This window comes from Corynebacterium sp. KPL1814 (assembly GCF_000478175.1).
GTDB lineage: Bacteria > Actinomycetota > Actinomycetes > Mycobacteriales > Mycobacteriaceae > Corynebacterium.
The window spans coordinates 206115-229726 of the sequence record NZ_KI515776.1 but is presented as its reverse complement, the minus strand read 5'-3'; the positions used below and the strand labels follow the sequence as shown (position 1 = coordinate 229726).

Sequence of the window (23612 nt, the reverse complement as noted above, 5' to 3'; positions counted from 1 at the left end):
CGCTGATATCGCCCGCATGACCTCCCAGCCAGAAGGCGAGGCTATCCCAGCGTCCCAGTCCATGACCCTCAAAGCTGCTTTCGCAGACCTTATGCGGGGTGCACAGCAGCGTGAGCTGTGGTTCAAGCTGGGCCTGCAAGATATCAAGCAGCGCTACCGCCGCTCCGTCCTCGGCCCATTCTGGATCACCATCGCCACCGGTGTGATGGCGCTTGCCTTGGGCCTCTTGTATTCCATGCTTTTTCAGATTCCCGTCGCGGAATTCCTTCCCCACGTCACCGTGGGCCTTATTATGTGGACCTTTATTTCGGGCTGCATTAAGGAAGGGTCCACGGTCTTTATTGATAATGAGGGACTGATTAAGCAGCTTCCCGCCCCGCTTTCGGTGCACGTGTACCGGCTGGTGTGGCGCCAAACCCTGTTTTTGGGCCATAACCTCATCATCTGGCTCTTGCTAATCATGATCTTCCCGCGCAACTTGGGCTGGGAATTTTTCCTCTTTATCCCCGGGCTACTGCTCCTGCTCATTAACGGCGTGTGGGTCACCATGTTCTTTGGCATCATCGCCACGCGCTTTCGCGATGTCGCCCCACTGCTCGATGCCTTGACGCAGCTATTGTTCTACGTCACCCCGATTGTTTGGATGACCAATACCCTCAAGGACCAAGGCGGTGCGGTGGCGGACCGCGCCCGCATCGCGGAAATCAACCCGCTGTATCACTATCTGGAAATCGTGCGCGCCCCAATGATTGGTGAACCCGTTGCCGCCTACCACTGGTGGATCGTCATCGGCTGCACCGCAATCGGCTTGTTCATCGCCGGGCTCGTCATGCGCAAGTGGCGTTTCCGCGTGAGCTACTGGGTATAGCCTCCCTTCCTTTACTCCCACCCCACCATGAGGCTCGTTGAAAGGATAAAAACTGATGGTCTCAATTGATACGTATAACGCGTGCGTGGATTTTCCCATCTTTGATGCCAAATCCCGCTCCCTAAAAAAGGCCATGCTTTCTACCGCGGGCGGTGCCATCGGGAAAAATGACCACAACACCGTGGTGGTTGAGGCGCTGCGGGATATTAACCTGCACCTGCGGGAAGGCGATCGCGTCGGGCTCGTTGGCCACAATGGCGCCGGCAAGTCCACGCTGTTGCGCCTGCTCTCCGGTATCTACGAGCCCACGCGCGGTACCGCCGATGTCCGCGGGCGCGTCGCCCCCGTCTTTGACTTGGGCGTGGGCATGGACCCGGAGGTATCCGGCTACGACAACATCATCATCCGCGGGCTGTTTTTGGGCCAATCCATCAAGCAGATGAAGAAAAAGATGGATGAAATCGCGGAGTTCTCCGAGCTGGGCGATTACTTGTCGATGCCCCTGCGCACCTACTCGACCGGTATGCGCGTGCGCCTAGCACTCGGCGTGGTGACCTCCATTGAGCCGGAAATCCTGCTGCTGGATGAGGGCATCGGCGCCGTCGACGCAGCCTTTATGGCCAAGGCCCGCGTGCGCCTGCAAGAGCTGGTCAAGCGCTCCGGCATCTTGGTCTTTGCCTCCCACTCCAATGACTTTTTGGCGCAGCTGTGCAATACCGCGCTGTGGATCGATCACGGCGAAATCCGCTCAGTGGGCGAGGTATCGGACGTCGTGGGCCAGTACGAGGGCCCAGAAGTAGGCGAATACGTGCGCGATCTGCGCCAGCGCTTTGAGGGCGAAGACGCTGCCGAGTAGGAGCTAGCGCAGCATCCCCAGCAGCTGCTGGCTCAGCCCGGAGACCTCCACGTGCAGGTCATCCGGGCGCTTGTAATTGGGGGCTGCCACGCGCGCAGTCACATGCCGTTGCGAACTATTCTGCGGCCCCGCCTTCTCTTCTCCTTCAGAAACCACCTGGTAGCCCAGCTTCTGGCTCACCCGCGCCGAGGCCTCATTGTGCGCCACCCAACTCGTGCTCATCACCTGCGCGCCCAGGTAATCGAGGCCAAAGGACACCACCGCGTGCCGGATGAGCGTGCCCACTCCCTGGCCTTGGAACCGGTGAAAGACCCAGGAACCGGTCGCGATTTCTCGCGTCGTAGCGAAGTCCTCCGCCCGCGCATCGATGGTGCCCAGGATTTCTCCCGAGTGAGCGTCGCGCACGATGAAGTCCAAGGACCACTTTTCTGGGCGCAGCTGCGCGCGGTTAGTCCACCGGAACTGGGCCGCCGCTGCAGGCGTATTCATCCCGGGATTAAACAGCCACGGAAAGGCGTAATCCGGAATGTCTGCGCCGTAGATATCCTCTGGCGCCACACCGGCGATTGCCGCAATATCCTCATCGCGCATCACGCGCAGTTCCACGCCAGGGTGGGTAGTATCGCTCGCGCGAATCGTCAGCCCAAACGGTGGCCACATGCTGTCCATAGGAAGTCAGCTTAGCCCACGCGGAGTGTTTATCCGCAGCAGATCCATCCCCCGGTGGCAAGATGGAACGCATGACTGCCACCCTTGATTCCACCGGTACCACCGCTGCCGTCATTGTCACCCACCAGCGTGCGGAATTGCTGCGCGCCTCGCTCGAAAAGGTAGTCAACCAAACCCACCCCGTGCAATGGGTCATCGTGGTGGATAATGGCGCTGAGGATGCGGTCCGTGACGTGGTGGAATCCCTGGCAGGCGACCGCGCGGTCTACGTGCCGTCCAAGACCAACCTAGGTGGTGCGGGCGGTTTCGCTCTAGGTTTTCTCACCGCGCTATCACTGGGTGCCGATGCCGTATGGTGCGCCGATGATGATGGCCGCCCTGCCGATTACGGCGTATTAGAAGAGCTCTACCGCGTGGCAGGAAATAATAACCTGCACGAAGTCTCACCTGCCGTGTGCAATATCAACGATCCCGGTCGCCTTGCCTTCCCGCTGCGCCAAGGGCTCGTGTGGCGCCGCCGCATGGAGGAGCTGGAAGGAGACTTCCTGCCCGGGATCGCTTCCCTGTTTAATGGCGCCCTGATTTCCGCCGCGGCAATGCAGACCATCGGCGTGCCGGATTATCGCCTCTTCATCCGCGGCGATGAGGTGGATTACCACCGCCGCTTGGTCAACTCCGGGCTGTCCTTCGGCACCGCCTTGACCACCAGCTACCTCCACCCAGATGGCTCGGATGAGTTCAAGCCCATCTTGGGCGGCAAGATGCATACCCAGTACCCAGAAGGCGAGTTCAAGCGCTTTTTCACCTACCGCAACCGCGGCTACCTGCTGTGGCAGCGCGGCATGCGGAAGCTCTTGCCCCAGGAATTTGCCCGCTTTGGCTGGTTCTTCCTGGTCCAACGCCACGATCCGGCCGGCTTCTTGGAGTGGTTGAAGCTGCACAACCGCGGGCGCCGCGAGGATTTCCGCCGCCCCGGAAATCGCTCCTAAGGCGCCGCGTGCCTACTTTTCTTTAAAGATAAAGACCCGCTGGATGGCAAAGTTGGTCACCGTCGCCACGCCCTGGGCAATGACAAAGGCAATGGTGTCCTTAACCGCGCCCTCAAAGCCTAAGGAAATGAGCGGCTCATTGAGCACCCAGTACAAGAAATTCTGCACGGCAAAGGTGGATACGTATAACACGCCCACGGTCGCGGCCGTGCGGCCGGAAACCTTTGTGCCAAAGGTCCAGCGCGCATTGGCCAGGTAGGCAGCGATGGTGCCAAAGACCCAACCAATCGCCTTCGCCCCAGAGCGGTGCAGACCTAAATGGGTCAATAACAGCGTCAACCCATAGTCAATGACGGCGGCAAAGACGCCTACCGCAATAAATCGCACCAGCTGCTGCTTCAAAGAGCTGGAGGGGCGCTTTACTTCTGCAGCATCTTCAAGTGGATTAGTCACAGGCAGTTAGCTTACCCGCGCAGCAGCGCGCGGTACATGTCTAGGCGGTACACCGGCGCGGCGGCGTCCTTGCCGTAGGCACCAATCTGGGATAGCTGGTCCAAGGAGGCATCGCACAGCGCGCGAATCTCCGCGCCTTTCAAGGTATTGCCATCATCGTTGACCCAGCCCAAGGCATCCATGGTGGTTTCCACCACGGAATCGGTTAGCTCGTCACCGCCCATGCAGGATAGAGCCAAGGCCATGGACCAAAAGGCATCTTTGCCCTCATTGGTGACCTCGCGCGGCAGGCTGGCCAGTGCCTCGGCGGTGGCCGCCGCCAGGTCACTTCCGCGGTTTAGGTCCATGGCTTGTAAGAGGGGAACAAAGTCATAAAGCTTAGTGCGTTCGATTAACGCCCTTACCTGCGGATTAACCTTTGCCAAGACTTCATCGGTGATCTTTTCACCGGTCAATTCCCGGTTCACGGCGGTAAGCTCAAAGGGCGCAAAGAGATTGCCCGAGCCTCCTACGCACAGTGCGTTGGGGGTGCCATTATCGCGTGGATAGATTTCCGCGACCACCAGCTCAAAGTCCCAGAGGCCCCACACAAAATCGATCTGGTCACCTTCGCGCCAGAGAAATTCGGATGCCTGGCGCTCTGGGTCAAGGCGTGGGCCGCGGGCATCGCTGTGCTCGTAAAAGTGCCACGGGGAGTTTTCATCCGGCAGACCAAAACAGATGTGCAGTACTTTCTGCAGCTCGTGCAAGGTAAGTGCATCGCTAAAACCGATTTGACGGTGGACTTCCCCATCCGCACGGATATTGGCGGCTTGGCAGATGACGGTGAGCGGTTCCCGCTTGAGCGACAGCAGCGGGTCGGCACGGCGAGCCCGTGCCTGTGCAATATCGGTGACCCCTGCGTTCATGGGCCCCACCATACGCAAATTTTAAGAAGCCAGTTTTTCTATATCGCGTGCTTCTAGCTCGCTGATAATAAACGTAGCCGCCGCTCCGATTGCTCCCAACAGTGTCCACGGGCGCTTGGCACCGCGCTTGCGCAGGAAAGACACCGCCTTGCGGGACACGGCGACATTGGCCCATAGAGCAAGCCCCACCAGGATAAGCAGCGCTGCCAAAATGGCCCAGAGTTTGAGGCCCTTATCCGCAAAATCCTGTGGGGAACGCGGTTCATCGCCGTCCTCTTCGGCCTGGGCGTTGGTATAGGCCACCAATGCGCCAAAACCAATCGTGGACAAAACGTAGGTGGTGATAAGGCCCTTTTTGGATTTAATCCAGTCCGGGTAAGAGGTGACGATGCCCTGTGCGGCCGCTTGGGTGATGCGGCCTGCCAAGGTGTCATCGAGGGCGTAATTATCGCGGGATTCTTCTGCTGCTTCGCGGTTATTTGTCATAGCGACCACTCTAAGCGGCGGTAAGCTATTGCGCATGTACTCGGAAAAGACAGAGCATATGACCCCCGCCCAGCAAGCCGCTCAGGATGAGCGGGCCGAGGACGATAAGCGCAACGGGCACTTTGAAGCAACAGAGCACACCAATCTGCCGCTCAGCCCCTTTATGACGCGCCTCATGGCAGAGGAAATGCCGATTTTGGATTCCACTTCGCGGCGCCGCGTGTACGAGATTTTAGGCACTTACGAAGGGCCCACGATTGAGTCCCAAGCAGAGCTGCCGGAAGAAATCCGCGAGATCATGGACCTCTAAAGCGCCGCATTCGAGGCAGTCCGTGTGCCCACGATGTTTTAAATATCACGAACGTCACTCCAACCACTGCACTATGAGCTAGGTAGGCTGGTACATCGATACAATCCGTCGAGCAAAGAGTAAGAGATGGAACTACATACCACCGAAAAGTCCCTGCACGGCTGGGGCCGCACCGCCCCTACGACCGCCCATGTGCTGTCCACGGAAGACGTGGACGTCATCAAGAATGCAGTGGCACAGGTCGCGGACGATAACTCGGACAAGCCCGCCCACCTGCGCCGCGGCGTCATCGCGCGCGGCATGGGACGCTCCTATGGTGACCCCGCCCAAAATGGCGGCGGCTTGGTCATCGACATGCAAAAGCTCAATAAGATCCACTCCATTGACCCGGAGTCCGCGCTTGTCGATGTCGATGGTGGCGTCACCCTTGACCAACTCATGAAGGCTGCGCTGCCCTATGGCCTGTGGGTTCCAGTCCTGCCGGGCACCCGCCAGGTCACCATCGGCGGCGCCATCGGCCCCGATATCCACGGCAAGAACCACCACTCCGCCGGATCCTTTGGCAACCACGTGGTCTCCATCGAGCTGCTCGTTGCTGATGGCCGCGTTCTCCACCTCACCCCAGAAGGCAGCGACGATGACCCGAGCGGTGACCTCTTCTGGGCCACCATCGGCGGCATGGGCCTTACCGGCATCGTCCTGCGCGCCACCATCCGCATGACTAAGACGGAGACCGCCTACTTCATCGCGGATACGGATCGCACCGATAACCTGGAAGAAACCATTGCCTTCCACTCGGATGGGTCGGAGCACAATTACACCTACTCCTCTGCCTGGTTCGATGTCATCTCCCCGGAGCCGAAGCTGGGTCGCTCCACCATTTCCCGCGGCTCCCTGGCCACCTTGGCGCAGCTCGAGGAATTGGCCCCCAAGCTGGCGAAGGATCCGCTGAAGTTCAACGCGCCGCAGCTGATGACCGTGCCGGATATCTTCCCATCCTGGACGCTGAACAAGCTCAGCCTCTCTGCCGTGGGCTTGGCCTACTACACCATGGGCGCGCCGGCGAAGAACCAGGTAAAGAACTTGACGCAGTTCTACCAACCGCTCGATCTCATTGGCGAGTGGAACCGCGGCTACGGTTCCAAGGGCTTCCTGCAGTACCAGTTCGTCGTTCCCACGGAGGCCGTGGAGCCGTTCAAGGAGATCATTCGCGATATCCAGCGCTCCGGCCACTACTCCGCGCTGAACGTATTCAAGCTCTTCGGCGAAGGCAACCGCGCGCCGCTGTCGTACCCGATGCCGGGCTGGAACGTCTGCGTGGACTTCCCCATCCGCCCGGGCTTGGGCGAGCTTCTCGATGACCTGGACCGCCGCGTCATGGAGTTTGGCGGCCGCCTGTACTTGGCAAAGGAATCGCGCACCTCTGCCGAGAACTTCCACCAGATGTACCCGGGCCTGGAAGGCTGGCTCAAGACCCGCAATGACATCGACCCCACCGGGGTCTTTGCCTCCGATATGTCCCGCCGCCTCGAGCTGCACTAATCACTGGACTCATAACCACCCTCATGAAGGAGATTTTTCAACCATGCTTAATGCAGTAGGCCAAGCCCAGCACATCCTGCTTTTGGGCGGTACCTCTGAAATCGGCCTCGGCGTCGTAGCCGAATTCCTTGAGCGCGGTCCCGCCAAGGTCACCTTGGCTGCCCGCGCCCAGTCCCCGCGCATCGAAAAGGCGCAGGCTGACCTAAAGGCCCGCGGCGCGGATGTCGAGGTGGTGGACTTTGATGCCACCGACTTTGACTCGCACCCGGCGGTCATCGAGAAGGCCTGGGAGCGCGGCGATGTCGATATCGCCATCGTGGCCTTTGGCACCCTGGGGGACCAGGAAGAGCTGTGGCAAAACCACGACAAGGCCGTGGCTTCTGCCCAGACCAACTACACCGCACCGGTCTCCGTCGGCGTGCTGTTGGGTGAAAAGTTCAGGAATCAAGGCCACGGCACCATCGTGGCGATGTCCTCGGTGGCCGGCATGCGCGTGCGCCGCTCCAACTTTGTCTACGGCGCCTCCAAGGCCGGCGTGGACGGTTTCTACATCAACTTGGATGAAGCACTGCGCGGCTCCGGTGCCAACGTGCTCGTCGTCCGCCCGGGACAGGTTCGCACCAAGATGTCGGCCGAGGCCGGCGATGCCCCGCTGACCGTTAATGTCTCTGACGTGGCCAAGGCCACCGTGCAAGCGGTACTGGATGGCAAGCAGTCCATCTACGTCCACCCGCTGTTCAAGTACGTCTCGCTGGCATTCAAGTTCATTCCGCAGCCCATCTTCCGCAAGCTGCCGTTCTAACCGTTGCCCCTGTGCCCTGCGGTACGCAGGGCCCTAAAAGGCCCTTCGCCCTGCGCTTTATTAGCTAATAGGCCACAGCTCACACCGCGCCCAATCCCAGAAGAGTGATTAAGGTATGCGAAACTAAAGGGCATGACAAGCCCAGCTATGCCTTCCCAAGCAGCTCCAGTGAGCGAGAAGAAACGCACCACCGCGTATCACGCAGATGCGCTACCCCACCGCTCTACCCTGCTGGGTATCCTCTTTGCCGCCTTGGGCGGCGGCGCCGTCACCCTCCTTGGTTGGTATGCCTTCAAGGCGGTATCCCTGCCGTCCTTTAGTACCTCCATGGTCACCCGCGCGCTATCTACCGTCGGCGTTGTCATCACCTTGGCGCTAGCGGGTGGATTTAGCGCGTGGTGGATTTATGACCATTACAAGGAGACTTTCTCTCGGCCGCGGTGGCGCACGTGGGTCACGTATGCGGTGACCTACCTATCACCGGCCCTTTTAACCCTCGCGTCTATCGGCCTTCCGCTTTCGGCCTCACGCCTCTGGCTCGATGGCGTGCAGGTGGACCAGGCATTCCGCACCCAGTTCCTTACCCGTTCGGTGGATCAAATGGGCTATGCGGATATGAACTACCTAGACATGCCCACGTTCTACCCGCTGGGCTGGTTCTGGTTGGGCGGGCGCCTCGGCTCCATATTGGGCATTCCCGGCTGGGAGGTTTACCAGCCTTGGGGCCTGATCTCCATCGCGGTAGCAGGCTGCATCCTCGTTCCCATCTGGCAGCACCTCACTAAATCCCTGCCGGTGGGAACCGCTATTGCGCTTACCACCACCGCCATCACGCTGACCATCGCGGCAGAAGAGCCGTACTCTGCCGTCATCGCCATGGGCATGCCCGCCATCGCGTTTTTGAGCCCGCGCGCATTCAAGGGATCGTGGCTATCTACCGCCGCAGTGGCTATCTACCTCGGGATTTCCGCCACTTTCTATACCCTATTTACCGGCGCGGCAGCGCTGACTGTGGTCAGCCTGATCGCCATTTTCACCGCGCTGTACGAGCGCACGTGGCGCCCCATCGTGCGCCTAGTCATCATCGCGGTGGGATCGCTTGCCATCGCGGCCATCGCCTGGGCGCCGTACCTCTGGCAAGTGCTGCACTCGACCGCACCCCTGCAAGCCACCGCGCAGCACTACCTCCCTGAAGAGGGTACGCAAATTCCGGTGCCCTTCCTTTCCATGAGCATCGTTGGATTCCTCTGCCTGGCCGGCCTGATCTTTATCGTCACCCGGTTGCGGGATGCGGAAGTCCGCGCGCTGGGGTTGTCCATCATTGGCATTTACCTGTGGACGATGCTGTCCATGGTGATGACCTTAGTCGGCACAACCCTGCTGAGCTTCCGCCTCGAGGTCATCGTAGTATTGCTCTTCGCCACGGCGGGCATCCTTGCCCTTGCAGAAGTCCGCGCAGCCGGTATTCACCGCCTGTATCCTGCTAGTTTCTCCCACGCAGCTAATAAGCGGATTACGGCAGTCTTTGGCATTTTCCTCGCCTTGGCTGGTATCCATTATGCTCAGCAGATTCCCGAAGCAAACGAGGACGCCATCGACCACGCCTATAGCGATACCGATGGTTATGGCGAGCGCGCGGATCGCTTTACCAGCGATTCCGCCCATTATTATCTGGATATCCATAACTTCATCCAGGATCAGGGATATACGGCCAATGAGACGGTGGTTCTCACGGATGAAAAAACCTTCATGGCCTACTACCCATACTGGGGCTTTAACGCCTTTACCAGCCACTATGCCAATCCCCTCGGGGAATTCAAACACCGCAATGACCAGATTGAAGCCTGGGCGGATGAATCGTGGGACTCTACTCCTGAAGAGTTCCAAAAATCCCTGGATTCCGCACCGTGGCGCGGGCCGGATGCCATCATCTTCCGCGGCGACCTCGACAATAAGGATGATGGGTTCAAGGTGCACTTGGCTGAGGATATCTATCCTAACCAGCCGAATATTCGCTACCGAGCAGTCTTCTTCAACCCTGAGGTCTTTGCGGAAGGCTGGGAGCTGGAGCAAACGGGTCCATTCGTAACGGCGGTGCGAACCAAGTAAGTTCACCCACACTTCCCCGGGGTTATCGGGGCGTGCACACGGGAACTTGGGCCAGACTGACGTACACTAATCGCCGTGTCAGATAGCCTTAAAACGAAATCGAAAGAAGCGCGCCCCTCCGGGCTAAGTATCGCCACAGCCCCTGCTGGGCTGCGCTGGACCGCGATCATCGCCGGGTTAATTGGTTTCCTGTGTTTTATAGCCACCCCGCTATTGCCAGTGAACCAAACCCAGTCTTCCTTTGATTGGCCGCAGAATGATTCGCTGCAATCTATCAATGCACCGCTTATCTCCGTGGCGCCAGAAAACCTGGAGGCCACCATCCCCATGTCTGCGGTGGATGAGCTCCGCGATGGCCAAAACATGGTCTACAGCACCGTCCCGCCCGAGTCTAAGAAGGCCTCAAACCGCGGTCTTTTTGTCCGCTCCGGTGATGACGGCCTGTCGGTGGTCTCGCTCGATGAGGTGCTGCTGACCTTAAGCGCTAAAGAAGTAGCGCAGCTTTCCGATGACGCCCAGCTGCACATCTCCGCTACCGGTGACGGCACCACCGTCAGCGTCGGCAAGCACAAAAAGACCACCGAGGATGACCTGCGTCCGCAGGTCACCGGTGTGTATACCGAGCTCAAAGATGATGCCAATGTGCAGAGCTTGGTCGAGGACGGGCTGAATATCCACGTCGATATCAACTCGCGGTTTACCTCTTCTCCCTCGCTGATTAAGTCCATCGCGATGTGGCTCGGCGTCGCCATGTTGATTGTCTCGCTATTCTGCCTATGGCGCATTGACCGCCTCGACGGGCAAAAGCTGCGCTTCATGCCAGAGACGTGGAAGAAGATTCGCCCCCTCGATGGCGTCGTCGCTGCAGTCTTGGGCTTCTGGTATATCTTCGGCGCCAATACCTCTGACGATGGCTTCATCTTCTCCATGAGCCGCGTCTTCGATAATGCCACCTACATGGCCAACTACTACCGGTGGTACGGCGTGCCAGAGGCGCCATTCGGCTCACCGTACTATGACCTCGTCGCCCTACTTTCGCAGATTTCCACCGCGTCGGTCTTCGTCCGCCTGCCCGGACTGATTTCGGGGCTCATTATCTGGTTCATCCTCTCGCGGGAAATGCTGCCGCGCTTTGGGGACATCGTCGATGCCCGCCGCGTCAGCCACTGGACCGCCGCACTGATGTTCCTGGCCTTCTGGTTGCCGTATAACAACGGCACCCGCCCAGAGCCAATCGTGGCTCTAGGCGTGATGGTGACGTGGGCATCCTTTGAGCGCGCCATTGCCACCCACCGTTTACTGCCGGCCGCCGTGGGCACCATCGCTGCCACGATTACGCTCGCCGCCGGCCCCACTGGCCTTTTTGCGGTCGGCGTATTCCTCGTGAGCCTGCCACACCTATTCCGTGCCATGGCCGCGCGCGTGCCTGCTATGGGCGGCGGCGCTACCGGTTGGCTTAGCCTGGTTGCCCCATTTTTGGCCTCCGGCACTGCCATCATCGCCGCCGCCTTTGGGGATCAAACCTTGGCCAGCGTTGCCGAATCCACCCGGGTGCGCTCGGAGGTCGGCCCGTCGCTGCCGTGGTATTCCGAATACGTCCGTTATTCCACGCTCTTCCAAGAATCCGTGGATGGCTCGCTGACCCGCCGCTTCGCCGTACTCACCATGCTGTCTTGCTTGGTGCTCATCCTGGCTGCGTTTATCAAGGATCGCCGCGTTATTGGTGCCGCAGTCGGCCCCACCCAGCGCCTACTCATCATCGTGGCACTGTCGATGTTCTTCCTCATGTTCACCCCGACCAAGTGGACGCACCACTTTGGTATCTATGCCGGTGTCGCCGGGGTGATCGCCGCGCTGGCTGCCGTGGTTCTATCCCGGTTTGCGTTGCGCTCGCCGCGCGCCCGCACCTTTAGCATCGCTGCGGTGCTCTTCTTGCTCGCCATCTCTTTCGCGGGTTGGAATGCTTGGTGGTATGTATCTTCCTTCGGCATCCCGTGGTGGGATCGCACGGTGCAGTTCAAGGGCATTGAGGCCAACTCGATCCTGCTCGCCATCTCCTTGGTCGTCCTCGCGGTCGGCGTGGTGCAATCCTTGCGCCACAGCCATCGCAAATTGCAGGCCCAAGAGGACGGCACGGAAAAAGAATTCAAGCAAGAAGCCGCCGCGAAGGTATCGCGCTCGGCGGGCATCATGTCCGCTCCCATCGCGGTAGCCTGCGCCATTGTGGTGGCTTTTTCGATGGCCTCTTTTGCCAAGGCCACCGTCACCCAGGCGGATTCCTACTCAGTGGGCAAGGGCAACCTGGCGTCCTTGCGTGGTGATACCTGCTCGCTGGCCAATGAAACTCTGGTAGAAACCAATACCAATGACTCCTTCCTCACCCCGGTAGATGGTGACTTGGGCGATTCCTTGGTGGACAAGGATGAAACCAGCAACGGATTCGGGCCGAATAATATCCCCGAATCCATCGAGCCTGAGGATCAGGATTCTGCTTCTGTGGGCGCTATTGGAGATGACTCCCAAGATTCCGACTCCACCAGCCAAGACGATGCCACCGCTGGTACGGATAAGGAATCCGGCGGGGATTCTTCTGATGATTCGCAGGAGTCCCGCCGCGCTGGGAAGAAGGCTTCAGAAAGCACCGATACTTCTGAAGGCGGTGTCCGCGGCACGAAGGGCGTCAATGGCTCGACCATGCACCTGCCCTTCAACTTGGACTACACCACCGTGCCAGTCTTGGGCTCCTACACCGAAAGCCAAGAGTCGCTGTCCCAGGTAACCACGAAGTGGTATCACCTGCCGGAGACCACGGAAAATACCCCGGTTCTGGCTGTCAGTGCCGCAGGCAAGATTTATCACCACGATGTCAATGATGTGAAACAAGAGGGCATGGAGCTCACCTTGGAATACGGCACCATCGATGAGGATGGCAAGGTCACCAATAAGGGCGAAGAAGAGCTTTCCGATGTCGGCGCCACCCCCAAGTGGCGCAACCTGCGCCTGCCCATGGATAAATTGCCGGAAGAAGCCAATGTCGTACGCCTAGTGGCCGAGGATGATTCCACCGATGAAGACGACTGGCTAGCATTCACCCCGCCGCGCGTGCCGGAACTAGACAGCATCAATAACCAGTTCCCTGCGGAAAAGCCCGCACTCTTGGACTGGGCAGTGGCTCTGCAGTTCCCCTGCCAGCGCACCTTTGACCACTACGCCGGCGTAACCGAGATTCCGGAGTATCGCATCCTCCCAGATGCGGCGGCGCAAACCTCCCTGACGGATTTCCAATCCTTCTCTGGCGGCGGTGCCATGTCCACTGCGGAAGCGGTGAACTACGCCTACGAAATCCCGAGCTACCTCAATAACGATTGGGCGCGCGACTGGGGCGCCATTGAAAAGTACGAATTGCGTACCGATTCACAGGGCAATACCCCGGCCAAGGCAGAGATCGATTATGAGGACGTTACACGTTCTGGACTGTGGAAAGAGTCCGAGATGAAGATCCGACCAGAGGGCGAGCAATAGCGACCATCCCCCTGGCTGTGCAGCCAGCCGCAGCCGGTTTTATTGCGTCAGCTCACCGCGCAAAAATTCGGCTGCATCCTGTACCCGCTGGCGCGCCACGGCTGGGGTGGACACGCGGTGTGTCGAGACGTAATCGCGTTCTTTAGCTTGGGGGATGTGGACGCGATCGGCTATCTCATCCTCGGTCGCGGTCTGCACGAAGGTTTCGGGGAATTGCGTGGGCAGTTCATAGCCCACGCGGTACTCCTCCGGCAGGTTGGCCAGGGCGCCGAAGTCGGGGAAGGTGAGCAAGAGGGTATCGGCAGGCGCGAGTGCTGCCAACGCACCACCGGAAGAATATCCCCACGTGGTGACGTGGGAGGCGCCCTGTTCGCGGGCGTAATCAATGGCACGGTTGACCGCCGCAACCATGTCTTTGACCGTATGCTCCGGCGCGAGCGGATAATCAACGTCAATGATCGTGGTGCCGGAAAGCTGCGCGGCGGCGGCGACCTCGGGGCGCCACTGCATCTCCAGCGCCTTGCCATCGCCGCGCCACCAGCCGCCGGAGTGCAGCGATACCGCCCACCGGCCGGTGGGCTCGGAGGGCCTGAAAATGGCGCCAACCTCGGCAGGCTCTACGGTAATGCCGTCTGTAAACGCCGTGCCTGGAAGCGCGTGGTTAACGCCGGTGCCCAAAACCATCATGGCGGCGTGGGTGATGCGGTCTGGCAGCAGCGCGCAATACTGGTCCGCCTCCGGCGAACCGCCGCCGGCCCAGGGCGGGCGGAAATCCGGCGTCTCATAATGGGCGTCGATATAAGAAACCAGCTGCTCTAGCTGTTCTTCCTCGCTCATCTGGCGGTCTTGCCCGCCGATGCGCCATTCTTGGCCGGGCTCTAGCGGCCGGTGCGGATCTTTATCGTGTGCATCAGTCATATCCCCGAGCCTACGCGTGCCCGTGATGCACACAAGGCGGGCGCGGGGAAGAACCGATTTACCAGATGGTCACCCGGTCCTCTGGGGCCAGGTACATCGCGGAGTCTTTGTCTACGTCGAAGGCCTCGTAGAACTCCGCGATATTCGCGGCGATGAGGTTACAGCGGAACTCCGCGGGCGAGTGCGGATCAATGGCCAAGTACTGGGTCGCCATCTCTGGGCGGATGGCCGTGCGCCAGACGCGGGCCCAAGACAAGAAGAAGCGCTGCAGGCCGTTATAGGTGTGCTCGGCCAATTCCGGCTCGGCGCCGTCGACCACAAATTCCTCTTCTTGGCCCAGCAGGTCAATGCCCTTATCGGCGCAGTAATTCTTGTAAGCCACCACGGAAATGCCCAGTCCGCCCAGGTCACCGATATTTTCACCCAAGGTGAACTTGCCGTTGACGCCGGAAGATTCGGTGCCAGCCTCCTTCAGCACCGTGGGGACCTGGCCATCGAATTGCTCCACCAGCTTTGCCGTAAGCGCTTCAAAGTCCGCGCGGTCCTCATCTGACCACCAGGAGTTCAGGTTGCCCTGGCCATCGAATTGCGAGCCCTGATCATCAAAGCCATGGCCGATTTCGTGTCCGATGACAGAACCAATGGCGCCGAAGTTCTCTGCGGCATCCGCATCCGGGTTATAGAACGGCGGGCGCAGGATGGCGGCCGGGAAGGTAATGTCATTGACCACCGGGTTATAGAAAGCATTGACGGTCTGCGGGGTGGTGACCCACTCATCGCGGTTGGCGGGTTTGCCAATCTTTGCCAGCTCATAGTCGTGGGAAAAGGCGGACCCGGCGCGGGCATTAGCAATCAGATCCGCGCCTTGGTCAGAAATCTCCAGCCCGGAGTAATCGCGCCAGGTATCGGGGAAACCAATCTTGGCCTTGAACTGGGAAAGCTTTTCTAGGGCGCGCTCGCGGGTCTGCGGGGTCATCCACTCCAGCTGGGAAATGCGCTCGCGGTAGGCGGCGATGAGATAATCCACCAGCTCATCCATCTCGCGCTTGGAGGATTCTGGGAAGTGCGCGTCCACGAACTCCTTGCCAATTTCCTCTCCTACCAGGCTTTCTGCCAGGCCCACCGCGCGCTTCCAGCGGTCGCGCTGTTGGGTCGCACCAGAAAGGCGGGTGCCGTAGAACTCGAAGTTCTTGGCGCCTACTTCTTCCGGCAAGAGGGCCGCGCGGGAGCGCAGGATGTGCCAGGTGGCCCACAGCTGCCAATCAGCCATGCGGTCAGCGGTAAAGAGCTTTTCCAGGTGCTCCAGGTAGGACGGCATCATATTGACCACGCGGTGCTCCGGTAGCTTTCCGCCGGCGAGCAAGGCTTGGGTGATGGAGGGCAGCTCAGAAAACTCGCACGGGTTATTGGTCTTTACCGCATCGCGGGTAGAAACCACGTCCCAGTGGCCCGCCGCCAGTTCTTTTTCCAAACCGACGATGCGCTCGGCGGCAACTTCGGTGCCGAGGCCAAACAGGCGGGTGGGCTCGATAAAGCCCAGCATCTCCGCCACGTGCTTCTCGTAGGCGGCCAGCGTTTCCGCGTGCGCTTCCTCGCGGTAGTAGGCCTCATCCGGCAGGCCTAGCCCGGATTGCACGATATAGGCAACGGCCTCTTCCGAGCCGGAGTCCTTTTCCACCCAGAACGTCGCCGGCGCCCCCACGCCCTCGCGCTCGAGCTCACCCAAGCGGTGCGCCAATTCCGTGGGATCGGCGGCGCTCAAGCGGTCAAGGTCCGCATCCAATGGAGCCATGCCGGCGTTGTTGACGCCCTCGGTATCCATGAAGGATGCATACAGCTTGCCGGGGCGAGCATCGTTGTCTTTGACGATGTCATGAACCAGTTCTTCTGCTTCATCGCGCAGCGCGTGGAAGGTGCCATCCACACCGCGATCATCTGGGACAACGTGATTTTCTACCCAAGGTCCGTTGACTAATTGATAAAGATCTTTCATGGTTGCCACTGTAGGCCAAACCTTCCAGTTAAGGTATGGACTATGGAAAAATTCCGCTTTCCACCAGCCCGGCCGCGCGTCCTCTTTATCGCCGTCCTTGCCTTCGTGACGGTGGTCCTCGCCTTGCCCGCCATCGTCCACGCGGTGCTACCGCCACACCCCGCCGATGTGGAGCAGGTAACCCTGTCTGATCCCAGCCAGGACTGGGATATTACCGTGCCTGATCTGTACTGCGAGCGCGACTATACTTCGCTGGCTAGCGTTGGCTGGACCTGCGGTGACACCTCCGTGCAGGCGGTCATCGTGGAAGATACCGACGACGATGAGCACACCCTGCGCCGCATGGTCCGGGCCTATGGCATGGCCCCTGGCCTTCCAGAGGGCGAGGTCCATGAAGGAAAAGATGGTGCCCTCGCGCTTGCCGATGCCCCCTCCTCCACCGCCGCCATTTCCATCGACGGCACCGGTGCGGACGAGAATAAGGACTGGGTGGTCACCGTCACCGGGGATTCCGCGGCTACGCGCACGACCACTGAACGCCTCTGGAAAGCCTTTGGGCAAGACGAACTACCGGAAGAAGTCACTGCTGATATCGCGGAGTTTTCTGGAAAGGCCTTGGTATAAATGTCTAAACTTTTTCGCACCGCGCTGTGGATTTTCTCCGGCCTGGGCCTTATCGGTTTTGTCTCCCAGACGGTCATCACCCTATTGATCTCACCGCTGATGGGTATTATCAGCATCCTCATCGCAGCGATCCTTGTCGCGATAGTCATCGCGGTATTGCAGCTGAGCCCCATGTGGGCGCGCCCGGCGCGCGTATGGGCACCGCTTGCCTTTTTATGGGGTTCCGGCATGGCCATTAGCTTGGCGTCTATAAGCTCCACGCCGGTCATGCAGCTCGCCATCAATTCCGGGTGGGTCGATTCCTTCATGTCATGGAGCGGTGCCTATCCCGAGGAGATTTCGAAGGCCACAGGCGTTTTATTTGTCCTGATGTCCTTCCGCCAACTCAACCGCCCCTGGCACGGGTGGATGGTCGGCGCCGTCGTTGGCCTAGGCTTTGAGGCCAACGAAAACATCCTCTACGGCTCCATGGGCGCTACCACTCACCCGGATAGCGATTTTGCGGGGCTCTTACAGATGTGGGGCCTGCGCCTTATCGCTGGCCCTGGCCTGCACGTCTTACTCACGGCGCTCGCCGGTTGGGGCATCGGCTGGGCGCTCTACGCGGCGGCTAAGCCGCTCTGGTGGCGCATTGGTGTGGCGCTCGGCTGCCTCGCGGTATCCTTCCTCCTGCACTTTGGCTGGAATTACCTGCATGCTTCCGATACCGCGGCCGTCATCCAAGCCCTTTCCGTGGCAATCATCTTGTACCCGCTGAGCATCTGGATCATCCTGCGCGGCAATAAATACGCCAACAACGATGCCAGCTACAGCCACAGCAGCGCAGAGGACGCGCTCGTCTTCACGCGCTAATCACCCAGCGCGCTTGTTCCCCCAAAATTGTCCAAAACAACCGCATTCCGCAAAAATCTGTGGTTTAAGGCACATGTTGGTAGTGGGCTTCGCTACACTCACTACAAGGCACTTTTGCCACCTATCCTCCATTTTAAGGACTGAGGACCTTCATGAATGCCCCAACCCACGAGTCCCGCACGGATGACAGCACGGAAAGTACTAAGGGGGCAGCTCCGACAAATTCCGCAGAGGAAGCCAACCGGCAAAAGGCAGTGGGCTCCACCCTGTCTTGGGTCATCGCGCTTTTTGGCACCGGTGTTGGTGCCGGCATCCTCTTCTTGCCGCTCAATGCCGGCGCCTTCGGATTTTGGCCGCTCGTCTTCGCCACCGTTTTTATCTTTCCGCTGGTGTATTTTTCCCACCGGACCTACGCCCGCATAGTCAGCGGCGCGCCACAAGAACAACACGGCAAAGACGTCTTGGAACTGGTGCGCTACTACCTAGGCCGCAATAGCGGCCTTTTCATCGCCGTTTTGTATTGGCTGGCCATCGTGCCAACTGTCCTCATTTACGGCATCAGCATTACCAATGTGGTCGATAGCTTCATCGTCAACCAACTCGGCGGGCCAAGCATCAATCGGTGGATATTGTCCATTGCCTGCGTGGGCGTTATGACGGGCCTTTTTGCCATCGGCCGCCGCCCCATGCTGTGGCTGGCGCAAATGCTGGTCTACCCGCTCATCGTCGCCCTAGCGGCAACCTCTATTTATTTGATCCCCAAGTGGGATTTCGAAAGCTTCCTCAACGTTGAATACGAAGGCGGCCTCTGGGGAATTCTGAAGGGCATCCTGCTCATTCTGCCGGTGCTGGTCTTTTCCTTTTCTCACATGGCCGCGCTATCGCAGTTCTCCGTGGACGTGCAGCCGGCCTACGGCAAGAAGACAGAGAAGTTCGTCTCCCGCGTGGAGCTCTACACCGCCGCAATGCTCGTGGTGTTTACCATGTTCTTTGTCTGGTCCTGCGTCCTCGCGCTCGGCGCCGACGGGTTGAAGGAGGCAGCCGATCAAAACATCCCGGTGCTGTCTTATTTCGCCAACGTCACGGGCACGCCATTTATTGGTTATATGGCACCACTTATTACCATGTGCGCGATCATCTCTTCCTACTTTGGACACATGCTTGGTTCCGAGGAAGGTACAGAATATCTACTGCGCATTGCCGTGCCCCGCATGGCCAATAAGCTCTCGCGCCGCGCGCTGCTCAACACCATCTATGTCATCGTATTCGTGGCAACGACGCTCGTCGCCGTCTTCAACCCCTCCATCATGGACATGATTTCGGTGGTTGGCGGCATCTTCGTGGCATTCTTGGTCTATCTGGTGCCGGTCTACATGTTTAAAAAGGTTGATGACTATTCCCAGTTCAAAAACGACATCTGGAATTACTTCGTCTTTGGCATGGGCCTAGTCATCATGGCCGTGACCGTCTGGAACCTGATCTAAAGATCAGTCCCTCGCCGCTTATTGGCACACCCGCACTTGGCTCACCTGCGCTAGGGCTTGATTAGCGCTCGCGCACGCTTGGCGCTCAAGCTCGGCCGCGGTCTGGGTGGCATCGCGGACCGCCTGCTGCGCAGGTCCTTGCAGGTTGAGGTCGTTTTCAATGCGTGCGCCGATGGCCTCGCTGGATCCGCCGGCTGGCGAATTGTTGACGCCGCGCGTGACATCCGCGGTATGGGTCTGCGCATCGCCGTAGGTATTGGCGGCTACGGTAAACCCATGCCCAGTAGATACGGAGGCGTGGATGGTGCGGTCATCGGACCAACCGAATTTAGTACCCCATACTCCGGGAATGTGATCGGTGCCGAAATCCTGGCGGTATCCATCCGCAGCCACGGGAGCGGCGGTAGCCATTCCCGCGAAAATGGGCGCCGCGATGGGATCGTTCTGGATCTCGGCAGTAAACCGCGCGACATCTTCGCTCGAGGTCTTCGTGGTTCCCCAGTAGCCGGTGTAGTGAGTCTCGCTCAGCCCGAATTCCTGGATGATGCTGGGAATGGCCTGCGGGTAGCGGCGGTCCAGGTCGCTGGCCACGTTATCGTCGCTGTAGCGAATCATATTTTCCACTTGGTCCTTATCGGCGGCAGAACCATACTTGAGCACCCAATATCCCAGGTAGAGCTTGCTCAAGGACAGCGCCGGGCGGGACTCGTGGCTATTGGCGGTCGAGACCGTGGCGCCGGAATCGTGCCTAACGGTGATTTGCGTACGATCAGGCACGGATTGGGGATCGAGGCTGACCGCCTGGGCAGCGGGAATGGTCACGAATGAAAGTGCGGTAACGAGAGAACCAATAGCTAATTTTTTCATAACGCATATAGCGTAGCTGGAGAGGTGCCGCACCGCACTCTATAACTGCAAAAAGTTTTCCTACTGCACTATCTATCGCATCAATACCGCTAGGTCCCGCGCATCCATGCCGTGCTTATGCATGGCGACGCGCCCGTGGGAATGCTCGATGCCCTCGCGGTCCCAGTATTCTTCCGCGCGAGCAGGATCGTGGGAGGCGCCATTGGCGCGGACCACCCGCCACCAGGCGGCGTTACCACCGTGCCTATTCATCACGGTGCCGACGTAGCGGGCCCCGCACCCAGCGAGTTTTGCCACCTCCCCATAGGAGGACACATTGCCGGGCGGGATAACGGCCACGATGGTTAGCACGCGCTGTGCCAAATCAGAGGAGTCTGACATAAACGCCTCTTTCCCCGTGCTTAGTCCCTGGTGGGGTTGAGCACGTCATCGGATTCGGTGGGCTCATCCTCGGGTGCGTCTTCCACCTCGGTCAGGGTGATGGTCGCCCCGGTGGAATCCGCGAGCAAGCACATGCGGCCGAAGGGGGAATCCCATGGTTCACGGATGATTTCACCGCCGAGCTCTACCGCTTTCTTGGCGGCGGCATCGATATCGCGCACCCCTAGGTAGGTCTGCCAGAAGCTCGGCACCTGAGGCGGAAACTGGCCTTCGGCATTCCACAGGCCGGCAAACGGGGCGCCGTCTTCTTCTGCGGTGGCGTAAATGAAATTCTCGTCCTCGGATTCCATGGCGCGAATCTCCCAATTAAATAGCTCGCCATAAAAGTCCATGGCCTGCTGGAATCGCGTCGTGGCGGTCAGTTCGTGCCATACCGGGGTGCCGGGTTCGCCACCGGCGACGAAGTGCTCGGGGCCTGAGGGCTGGATGAGGCCGAACATGCCACCGGCGGCATCGGCAAGCAAGGCCATGTGGCCCAGTTCCACGGGCTGGGGCGCGGCCAAGATGCGCCCGCCGAGGTTCTCCGTGCGCTGGCAATCGCCGTCGATGTCCTTGGAGAGGAAGTAGGTCACCCAGGTATCCGGCATCGGCGCCTCGTCCGGCTGCGGGATGAGCCCAGCGATGGGCAGGCCCTGCAGGCGTGCCATCTGGTAGGGGTTTTCCTCCTCGGTCTCAGCCGAGATTTCCCAGCCCAAGACCTGCTCATAAAAGTGGGCGGACTTGCGCGGATCCGAGGTTGTCAGATCGATCCAGTAGGGCATGCCTACTTCGGCTTCAAATGCGGGCATTTATAGATTCCTCCACTTTTCCGGATCAAAGTCATCGTCTGCGGTGGCTTCATCAAAATAGTCATCATCATCGTCGGGCTCGCCCACGCGCGCGCAGGTGCCTTCGATGCACACCTCATCGCCAATCTGCAGCGTGGCGCCGCGGCGGGTTTCGGTTTCACCATTGACCGTGACGGCGCCTTCTGCGATAAGTTCCTTGGCTTCACCACCGGTGCCGACCAAGCTGGCCAGCTTAATAAACTGGCCCAATTTGATGGACTCGCCAGAAATTGCAACCTCAAGCATGCCGCCCAGCTTACCCAGAGCCCGTTCCCGCGCGGCTATGGGTGGGGGTGGACAAACTTAGTCACGCGCGCGCAGCGAAACCGCCGTGCCCGTTGCGGTGACCAAGAGCATGTCATTATTGGTGCCCATTGGGGAATAGTCGAAGGCGATGCCCACCACGCCATCGGCGCCTAATTCCTGGCCGCGGCGCCACAATTCATCCAGCGCCGCCTCGCGGGCCTTGATGGCTTCGCTTTCATAGCCGGAGGCGCGACCGCCGGTGATATTGCGTATCGATGCCCCGAAATCTTTGAGCATATTGATACCGATAACGGTCTCACCAGCGATGATGCGCAGGTATTTGGTGATTTCATACCCGTCGACGGTATTCGTGGTAGTAAAAATCATAACTTCAGGCTACATCGCAATGAGCCCGCGGATGCCTTCAAAGAGGATAACCACGCCGAGGAGCAGGAAGACGATGCCACTGACGATGTCCACCCACGCCGAGTTCTTGGCCATCCACTTCGATACCGCGCGCGTGCTCAAGCCGACGCCGACGAAGAGAACCAAGCTTTCTAGTACCAATACCGCGGCGACGACGACGTTTCCGCCCACCCCCATGCCGGGGTCGATGAAATTGGCAAAGATGGCGCCGAAAAAGATGACCACCTTGGGGTTCGAAAGGTCACAGATTAATCCCATGCGGTAGGCGGTCTTCGCCTTGATGATGCCGTCCGGGGTGAATCCGCGCGGTTGTGGTGCCTGCTTCTCCGTACCCACGACGGTGGCGGGTGCCCGCCGCTCCCGCAGGCCTGAGGAAATCGCGCTATAGGCCATCCACAGCAGATAGCTGCCGCCTAGGACCTGCAGGAGCACCAAGATGCCCTCATGTGTAGAGATCAATGCCGAAAGCCCGGCGAGCGAAGCTATGGTCCACAGGGCGAGGCCCGTCGTACTACCAATAGCCACCCACACTGCCGCGCGGGTGGACCGCGCACCTAGGCGGATAATCTGAACCACATCTGGCCCCGGCGAAGCCATGGCCGCGAACCATATGCCCATCAGGGTCACAAGGGCACCTATAGCCACCTAACACCTCCACATTCGTATGCATTTTTACTAGCGCAACCAACTGTAGGAAGTGTCTCACCTGCAGCGAAACAGGTAACTACTGTGATTTCAGCAGCGCGGTGGCGCCTTCCCCGGCCATCACCACACCAAACAGGCCAAAGACGAGGCCTGAGACCATATCGATGCCGGCGGAATACCGCGCCGTCCACCGCGCGGCCGCGCGCACGAGCAGCGCGAAGGAAGAAAACCACACGAAGGACATGGCGGCAAGGATCAACGCCACCGCGATGGTCCACCCCACAGACATTTCCGGGCGGATGAATTGGGCGAATACCGCCCCGAAAAATACCAATGCCTTGGGATTCGACAGGTTTGTCACCAGCCCCAGCTTGAAGGCCCGCCAGTTGGTCATGTCTTCGACATCGGCATCGCCAGCGGCCCGCGCCTGCTCCGCGTAGTCTTCCGCGTCCACCTCGCGGGCGGGAGCGCGACGTGCGGCTACGCCGCTGCGCAGGGAGGATACCCCCATGTAGAGCAGGAACAGGCCACCGAGCAATTGCAAGATGCTCAGCACGCTCGGGCGCGCCGCAATCAGCGCAGATAAACCGGCCAGGGAGGCAACGATCCAAAAGACCGTCCCGCTAAATACCCCTACCGCGCACATTAGCCCGGCGCGCGTGGAACGCGGGGCCACGCGGATGACCTGCACAATATCCGGCCCCGGAGACACCAAAGCCGCGAGCCAAATCCCCATCAGGGTAAGAAGTGAGGAAATGGTCACGGCTTTGTCTCC

At 59.6% G+C, this 23612-nt stretch carries 24 protein-coding genes; 11 read left to right on the top strand and 13 right to left on the bottom strand.

What is annotated here, in order from left to right:
- The first annotated feature begins 16 nt into the window (after window positions 1-16).
- Both HMPREF1257_RS07185 and HMPREF1257_RS07180 read left to right on the top strand, forming a co-directional pair.
- Window positions 17-868 (top strand): ABC transporter permease, encoded by an 852-nt coding sequence (locus HMPREF1257_RS07185; protein WP_051138399.1) that lies wholly within the window; start codon window positions 17-19, stop codon window positions 866-868.
- Window positions 869-923: 55 nt separating this feature from the next.
- Window positions 924-1724 (top strand): ABC transporter ATP-binding protein, encoded by an 801-nt coding sequence (locus tag HMPREF1257_RS07180; RefSeq protein ID WP_023024897.1) that lies wholly within the window; start codon window positions 924-926, stop codon window positions 1722-1724.
- Between the two features lie 3 nt (window positions 1725-1727).
- On the opposite strand, the gene HMPREF1257_RS07175 is transcribed toward HMPREF1257_RS07180, so the two are convergent.
- Window positions 1728-2393, bottom strand: a complete 666-nt coding sequence (locus HMPREF1257_RS07175; protein WP_023024895.1) for a GNAT family N-acetyltransferase — start codon at window positions 2391-2393, stop codon at window positions 1728-1730.
- A gap of 62 nt (window positions 2394-2455) precedes the next feature.
- Here HMPREF1257_RS07175 and HMPREF1257_RS07170 point away from each other — a divergent pair, with 62 nt between their 5' ends.
- Window positions 2456-3382 (top strand): glycosyltransferase, encoded by a 927-nt coding sequence (locus tag HMPREF1257_RS07170; protein ID WP_198010505.1) that lies wholly within the window; start codon window positions 2456-2458, stop codon window positions 3380-3382.
- Between the two features lie 12 nt (window positions 3383-3394).
- Here HMPREF1257_RS07170 and HMPREF1257_RS07165 read toward each other — a convergent pair whose 3' ends face one another.
- From HMPREF1257_RS07165 to HMPREF1257_RS07155, 3 genes are read right to left on the bottom strand one after another with little or no spacing between them, the layout of a single operon-like run.
- Window positions 3395-3835, bottom strand: a complete 441-nt coding sequence (locus HMPREF1257_RS07165; RefSeq protein WP_005280656.1) for a GtrA family protein — start codon at window positions 3833-3835, stop codon at window positions 3395-3397.
- 11 nt (window positions 3836-3846) lie between these two features.
- Window positions 3847-4755, bottom strand: coding sequence for a hypothetical protein (locus tag HMPREF1257_RS07160; protein WP_084529651.1), 909 nt, complete (start codon window positions 4753-4755; stop codon window positions 3847-3849).
- A gap of 9 nt (window positions 4756-4764) precedes the next feature.
- The gene (locus HMPREF1257_RS07155) at window positions 4765-5229 is read right to left on the bottom strand and encodes a hypothetical protein (RefSeq protein ID WP_023024888.1); all 465 of its coding nucleotides are present in this window, start codon (window positions 5227-5229) and stop codon (window positions 4765-4767) included.
- A gap of 34 nt (window positions 5230-5263) precedes the next feature.
- Between HMPREF1257_RS07155 and HMPREF1257_RS07150 the strand changes: the two genes are divergently transcribed.
- From HMPREF1257_RS07150 to HMPREF1257_RS07130, 5 genes are all read left to right on the top strand, one after another.
- Window positions 5264-5539: a hypothetical protein gene (locus HMPREF1257_RS07150; RefSeq protein ID WP_023024886.1), complete on the top strand. Its 276-nt coding sequence runs from the start codon at window positions 5264-5266 to the stop codon at window positions 5537-5539.
- A gap of 126 nt (window positions 5540-5665) precedes the next feature.
- Complete coding sequence (locus tag HMPREF1257_RS07145) at window positions 5666-7081, top strand: FAD-binding oxidoreductase (RefSeq protein WP_023024884.1); 1416 nt, start codon at window positions 5666-5668, stop codon at window positions 7079-7081.
- Between the two features lie 43 nt (window positions 7082-7124).
- A complete protein-coding gene (locus tag HMPREF1257_RS07140) occupies window positions 7125-7883 on the top strand; it encodes a decaprenylphospho-beta-D-erythro-pentofuranosid-2-ulose 2-reductase (protein WP_023024882.1) in 759 nt (252 codons plus the stop codon).
- A 132-nt stretch (window positions 7884-8015) separates the two neighbouring features.
- Window positions 8016-9992 (top strand): galactan 5-O-arabinofuranosyltransferase, encoded by a 1977-nt coding sequence (locus HMPREF1257_RS07135; RefSeq protein WP_034659457.1) that lies wholly within the window; start codon window positions 8016-8018, stop codon window positions 9990-9992.
- A gap of 75 nt (window positions 9993-10067) precedes the next feature.
- Window positions 10068-13514, top strand: coding sequence for an arabinosyltransferase domain-containing protein (locus HMPREF1257_RS07130; protein WP_023024878.1), 3447 nt, complete (start codon window positions 10068-10070; stop codon window positions 13512-13514).
- Window positions 13515-13553: 39 nt separating this feature from the next.
- Here HMPREF1257_RS07130 and HMPREF1257_RS07125 read toward each other — a convergent pair whose 3' ends face one another.
- Together HMPREF1257_RS07125 and HMPREF1257_RS07120 are read right to left on the bottom strand one after the other, a co-directional pair.
- The gene (locus HMPREF1257_RS07125; protein ID WP_023024876.1) at window positions 13554-14432 is read right to left on the bottom strand and encodes an alpha/beta hydrolase; all 879 of its coding nucleotides are present in this window, start codon (window positions 14430-14432) and stop codon (window positions 13554-13556) included.
- A 58-nt stretch (window positions 14433-14490) separates the two neighbouring features.
- Window positions 14491-16425 carry a M13 family metallopeptidase gene (locus HMPREF1257_RS07120; protein WP_023024874.1) on the bottom strand — a complete coding sequence of 645 codons (1935 nt, stop codon included), beginning with the start codon at window positions 16423-16425 and terminating at the stop codon, window positions 14491-14493.
- Window positions 16426-16467: 42 nt separating this feature from the next.
- Here HMPREF1257_RS07120 and HMPREF1257_RS07115 point away from each other — a divergent pair, with 42 nt between their 5' ends.
- The 3 genes from HMPREF1257_RS07115 (at window position 16468) to HMPREF1257_RS07105 (ending at window position 19385) form a co-directional block, all read left to right on the top strand.
- Entirely contained in the window at window positions 16468-17049 is a 582-nt protein-coding gene (locus tag HMPREF1257_RS07115; protein WP_023024872.1) for a hypothetical protein, read from the top strand.
- Window positions 17050-17901, top strand: coding sequence for a PrsW family intramembrane metalloprotease (locus HMPREF1257_RS07110; protein ID WP_023024870.1), 852 nt, complete (start codon window positions 17050-17052; stop codon window positions 17899-17901).
- Between the two features lie 152 nt (window positions 17902-18053).
- A complete protein-coding gene (locus tag HMPREF1257_RS07105; protein WP_023024868.1) occupies window positions 18054-19385 on the top strand; it encodes a hypothetical protein in 1332 nt (443 codons plus the stop codon).
- Between the two features lie 18 nt (window positions 19386-19403).
- On the opposite strand, the gene HMPREF1257_RS07100 is transcribed toward HMPREF1257_RS07105, so the two are convergent.
- From HMPREF1257_RS07100 to HMPREF1257_RS07070, 7 genes are all read right to left on the bottom strand, one after another.
- Window positions 19404-20252 (bottom strand): hypothetical protein, encoded by an 849-nt coding sequence (locus HMPREF1257_RS07100; RefSeq protein WP_023024865.1) that lies wholly within the window; start codon window positions 20250-20252, stop codon window positions 19404-19406.
- Between the two features lie 72 nt (window positions 20253-20324).
- The gene (locus HMPREF1257_RS07095) at window positions 20325-20633 is read right to left on the bottom strand and encodes an MGMT family protein (protein WP_023024863.1); all 309 of its coding nucleotides are present in this window, start codon (window positions 20631-20633) and stop codon (window positions 20325-20327) included.
- A 20-nt stretch (window positions 20634-20653) separates the two neighbouring features.
- Window positions 20654-21481 (bottom strand): VOC family protein, encoded by an 828-nt coding sequence (locus HMPREF1257_RS07090; RefSeq protein WP_023024861.1) that lies wholly within the window; start codon window positions 21479-21481, stop codon window positions 20654-20656.
- A complete protein-coding gene (locus HMPREF1257_RS07085; RefSeq protein ID WP_005276256.1) occupies window positions 21482-21766 on the bottom strand; it encodes an RNA-binding S4 domain-containing protein in 285 nt (94 codons plus the stop codon).
- A 57-nt stretch (window positions 21767-21823) separates the two neighbouring features.
- The gene (locus tag HMPREF1257_RS07080; protein WP_023024859.1) at window positions 21824-22153 is read right to left on the bottom strand and encodes a YbjQ family protein; all 330 of its coding nucleotides are present in this window, start codon (window positions 22151-22153) and stop codon (window positions 21824-21826) included.
- Window positions 22154-22162: 9 nt separating this feature from the next.
- Window positions 22163-22810, bottom strand: a complete 648-nt coding sequence (locus tag HMPREF1257_RS07075) for a LysE family translocator (protein ID WP_232208541.1) — start codon at window positions 22808-22810, stop codon at window positions 22163-22165.
- 106 nt (window positions 22811-22916) lie between these two features.
- Entirely contained in the window at window positions 22917-23600 is a 684-nt protein-coding gene (locus HMPREF1257_RS07070; RefSeq protein WP_023024855.1) for a LysE family translocator, read from the bottom strand.
- Window positions 23601-23612: the final 12 nt, after the last annotated feature.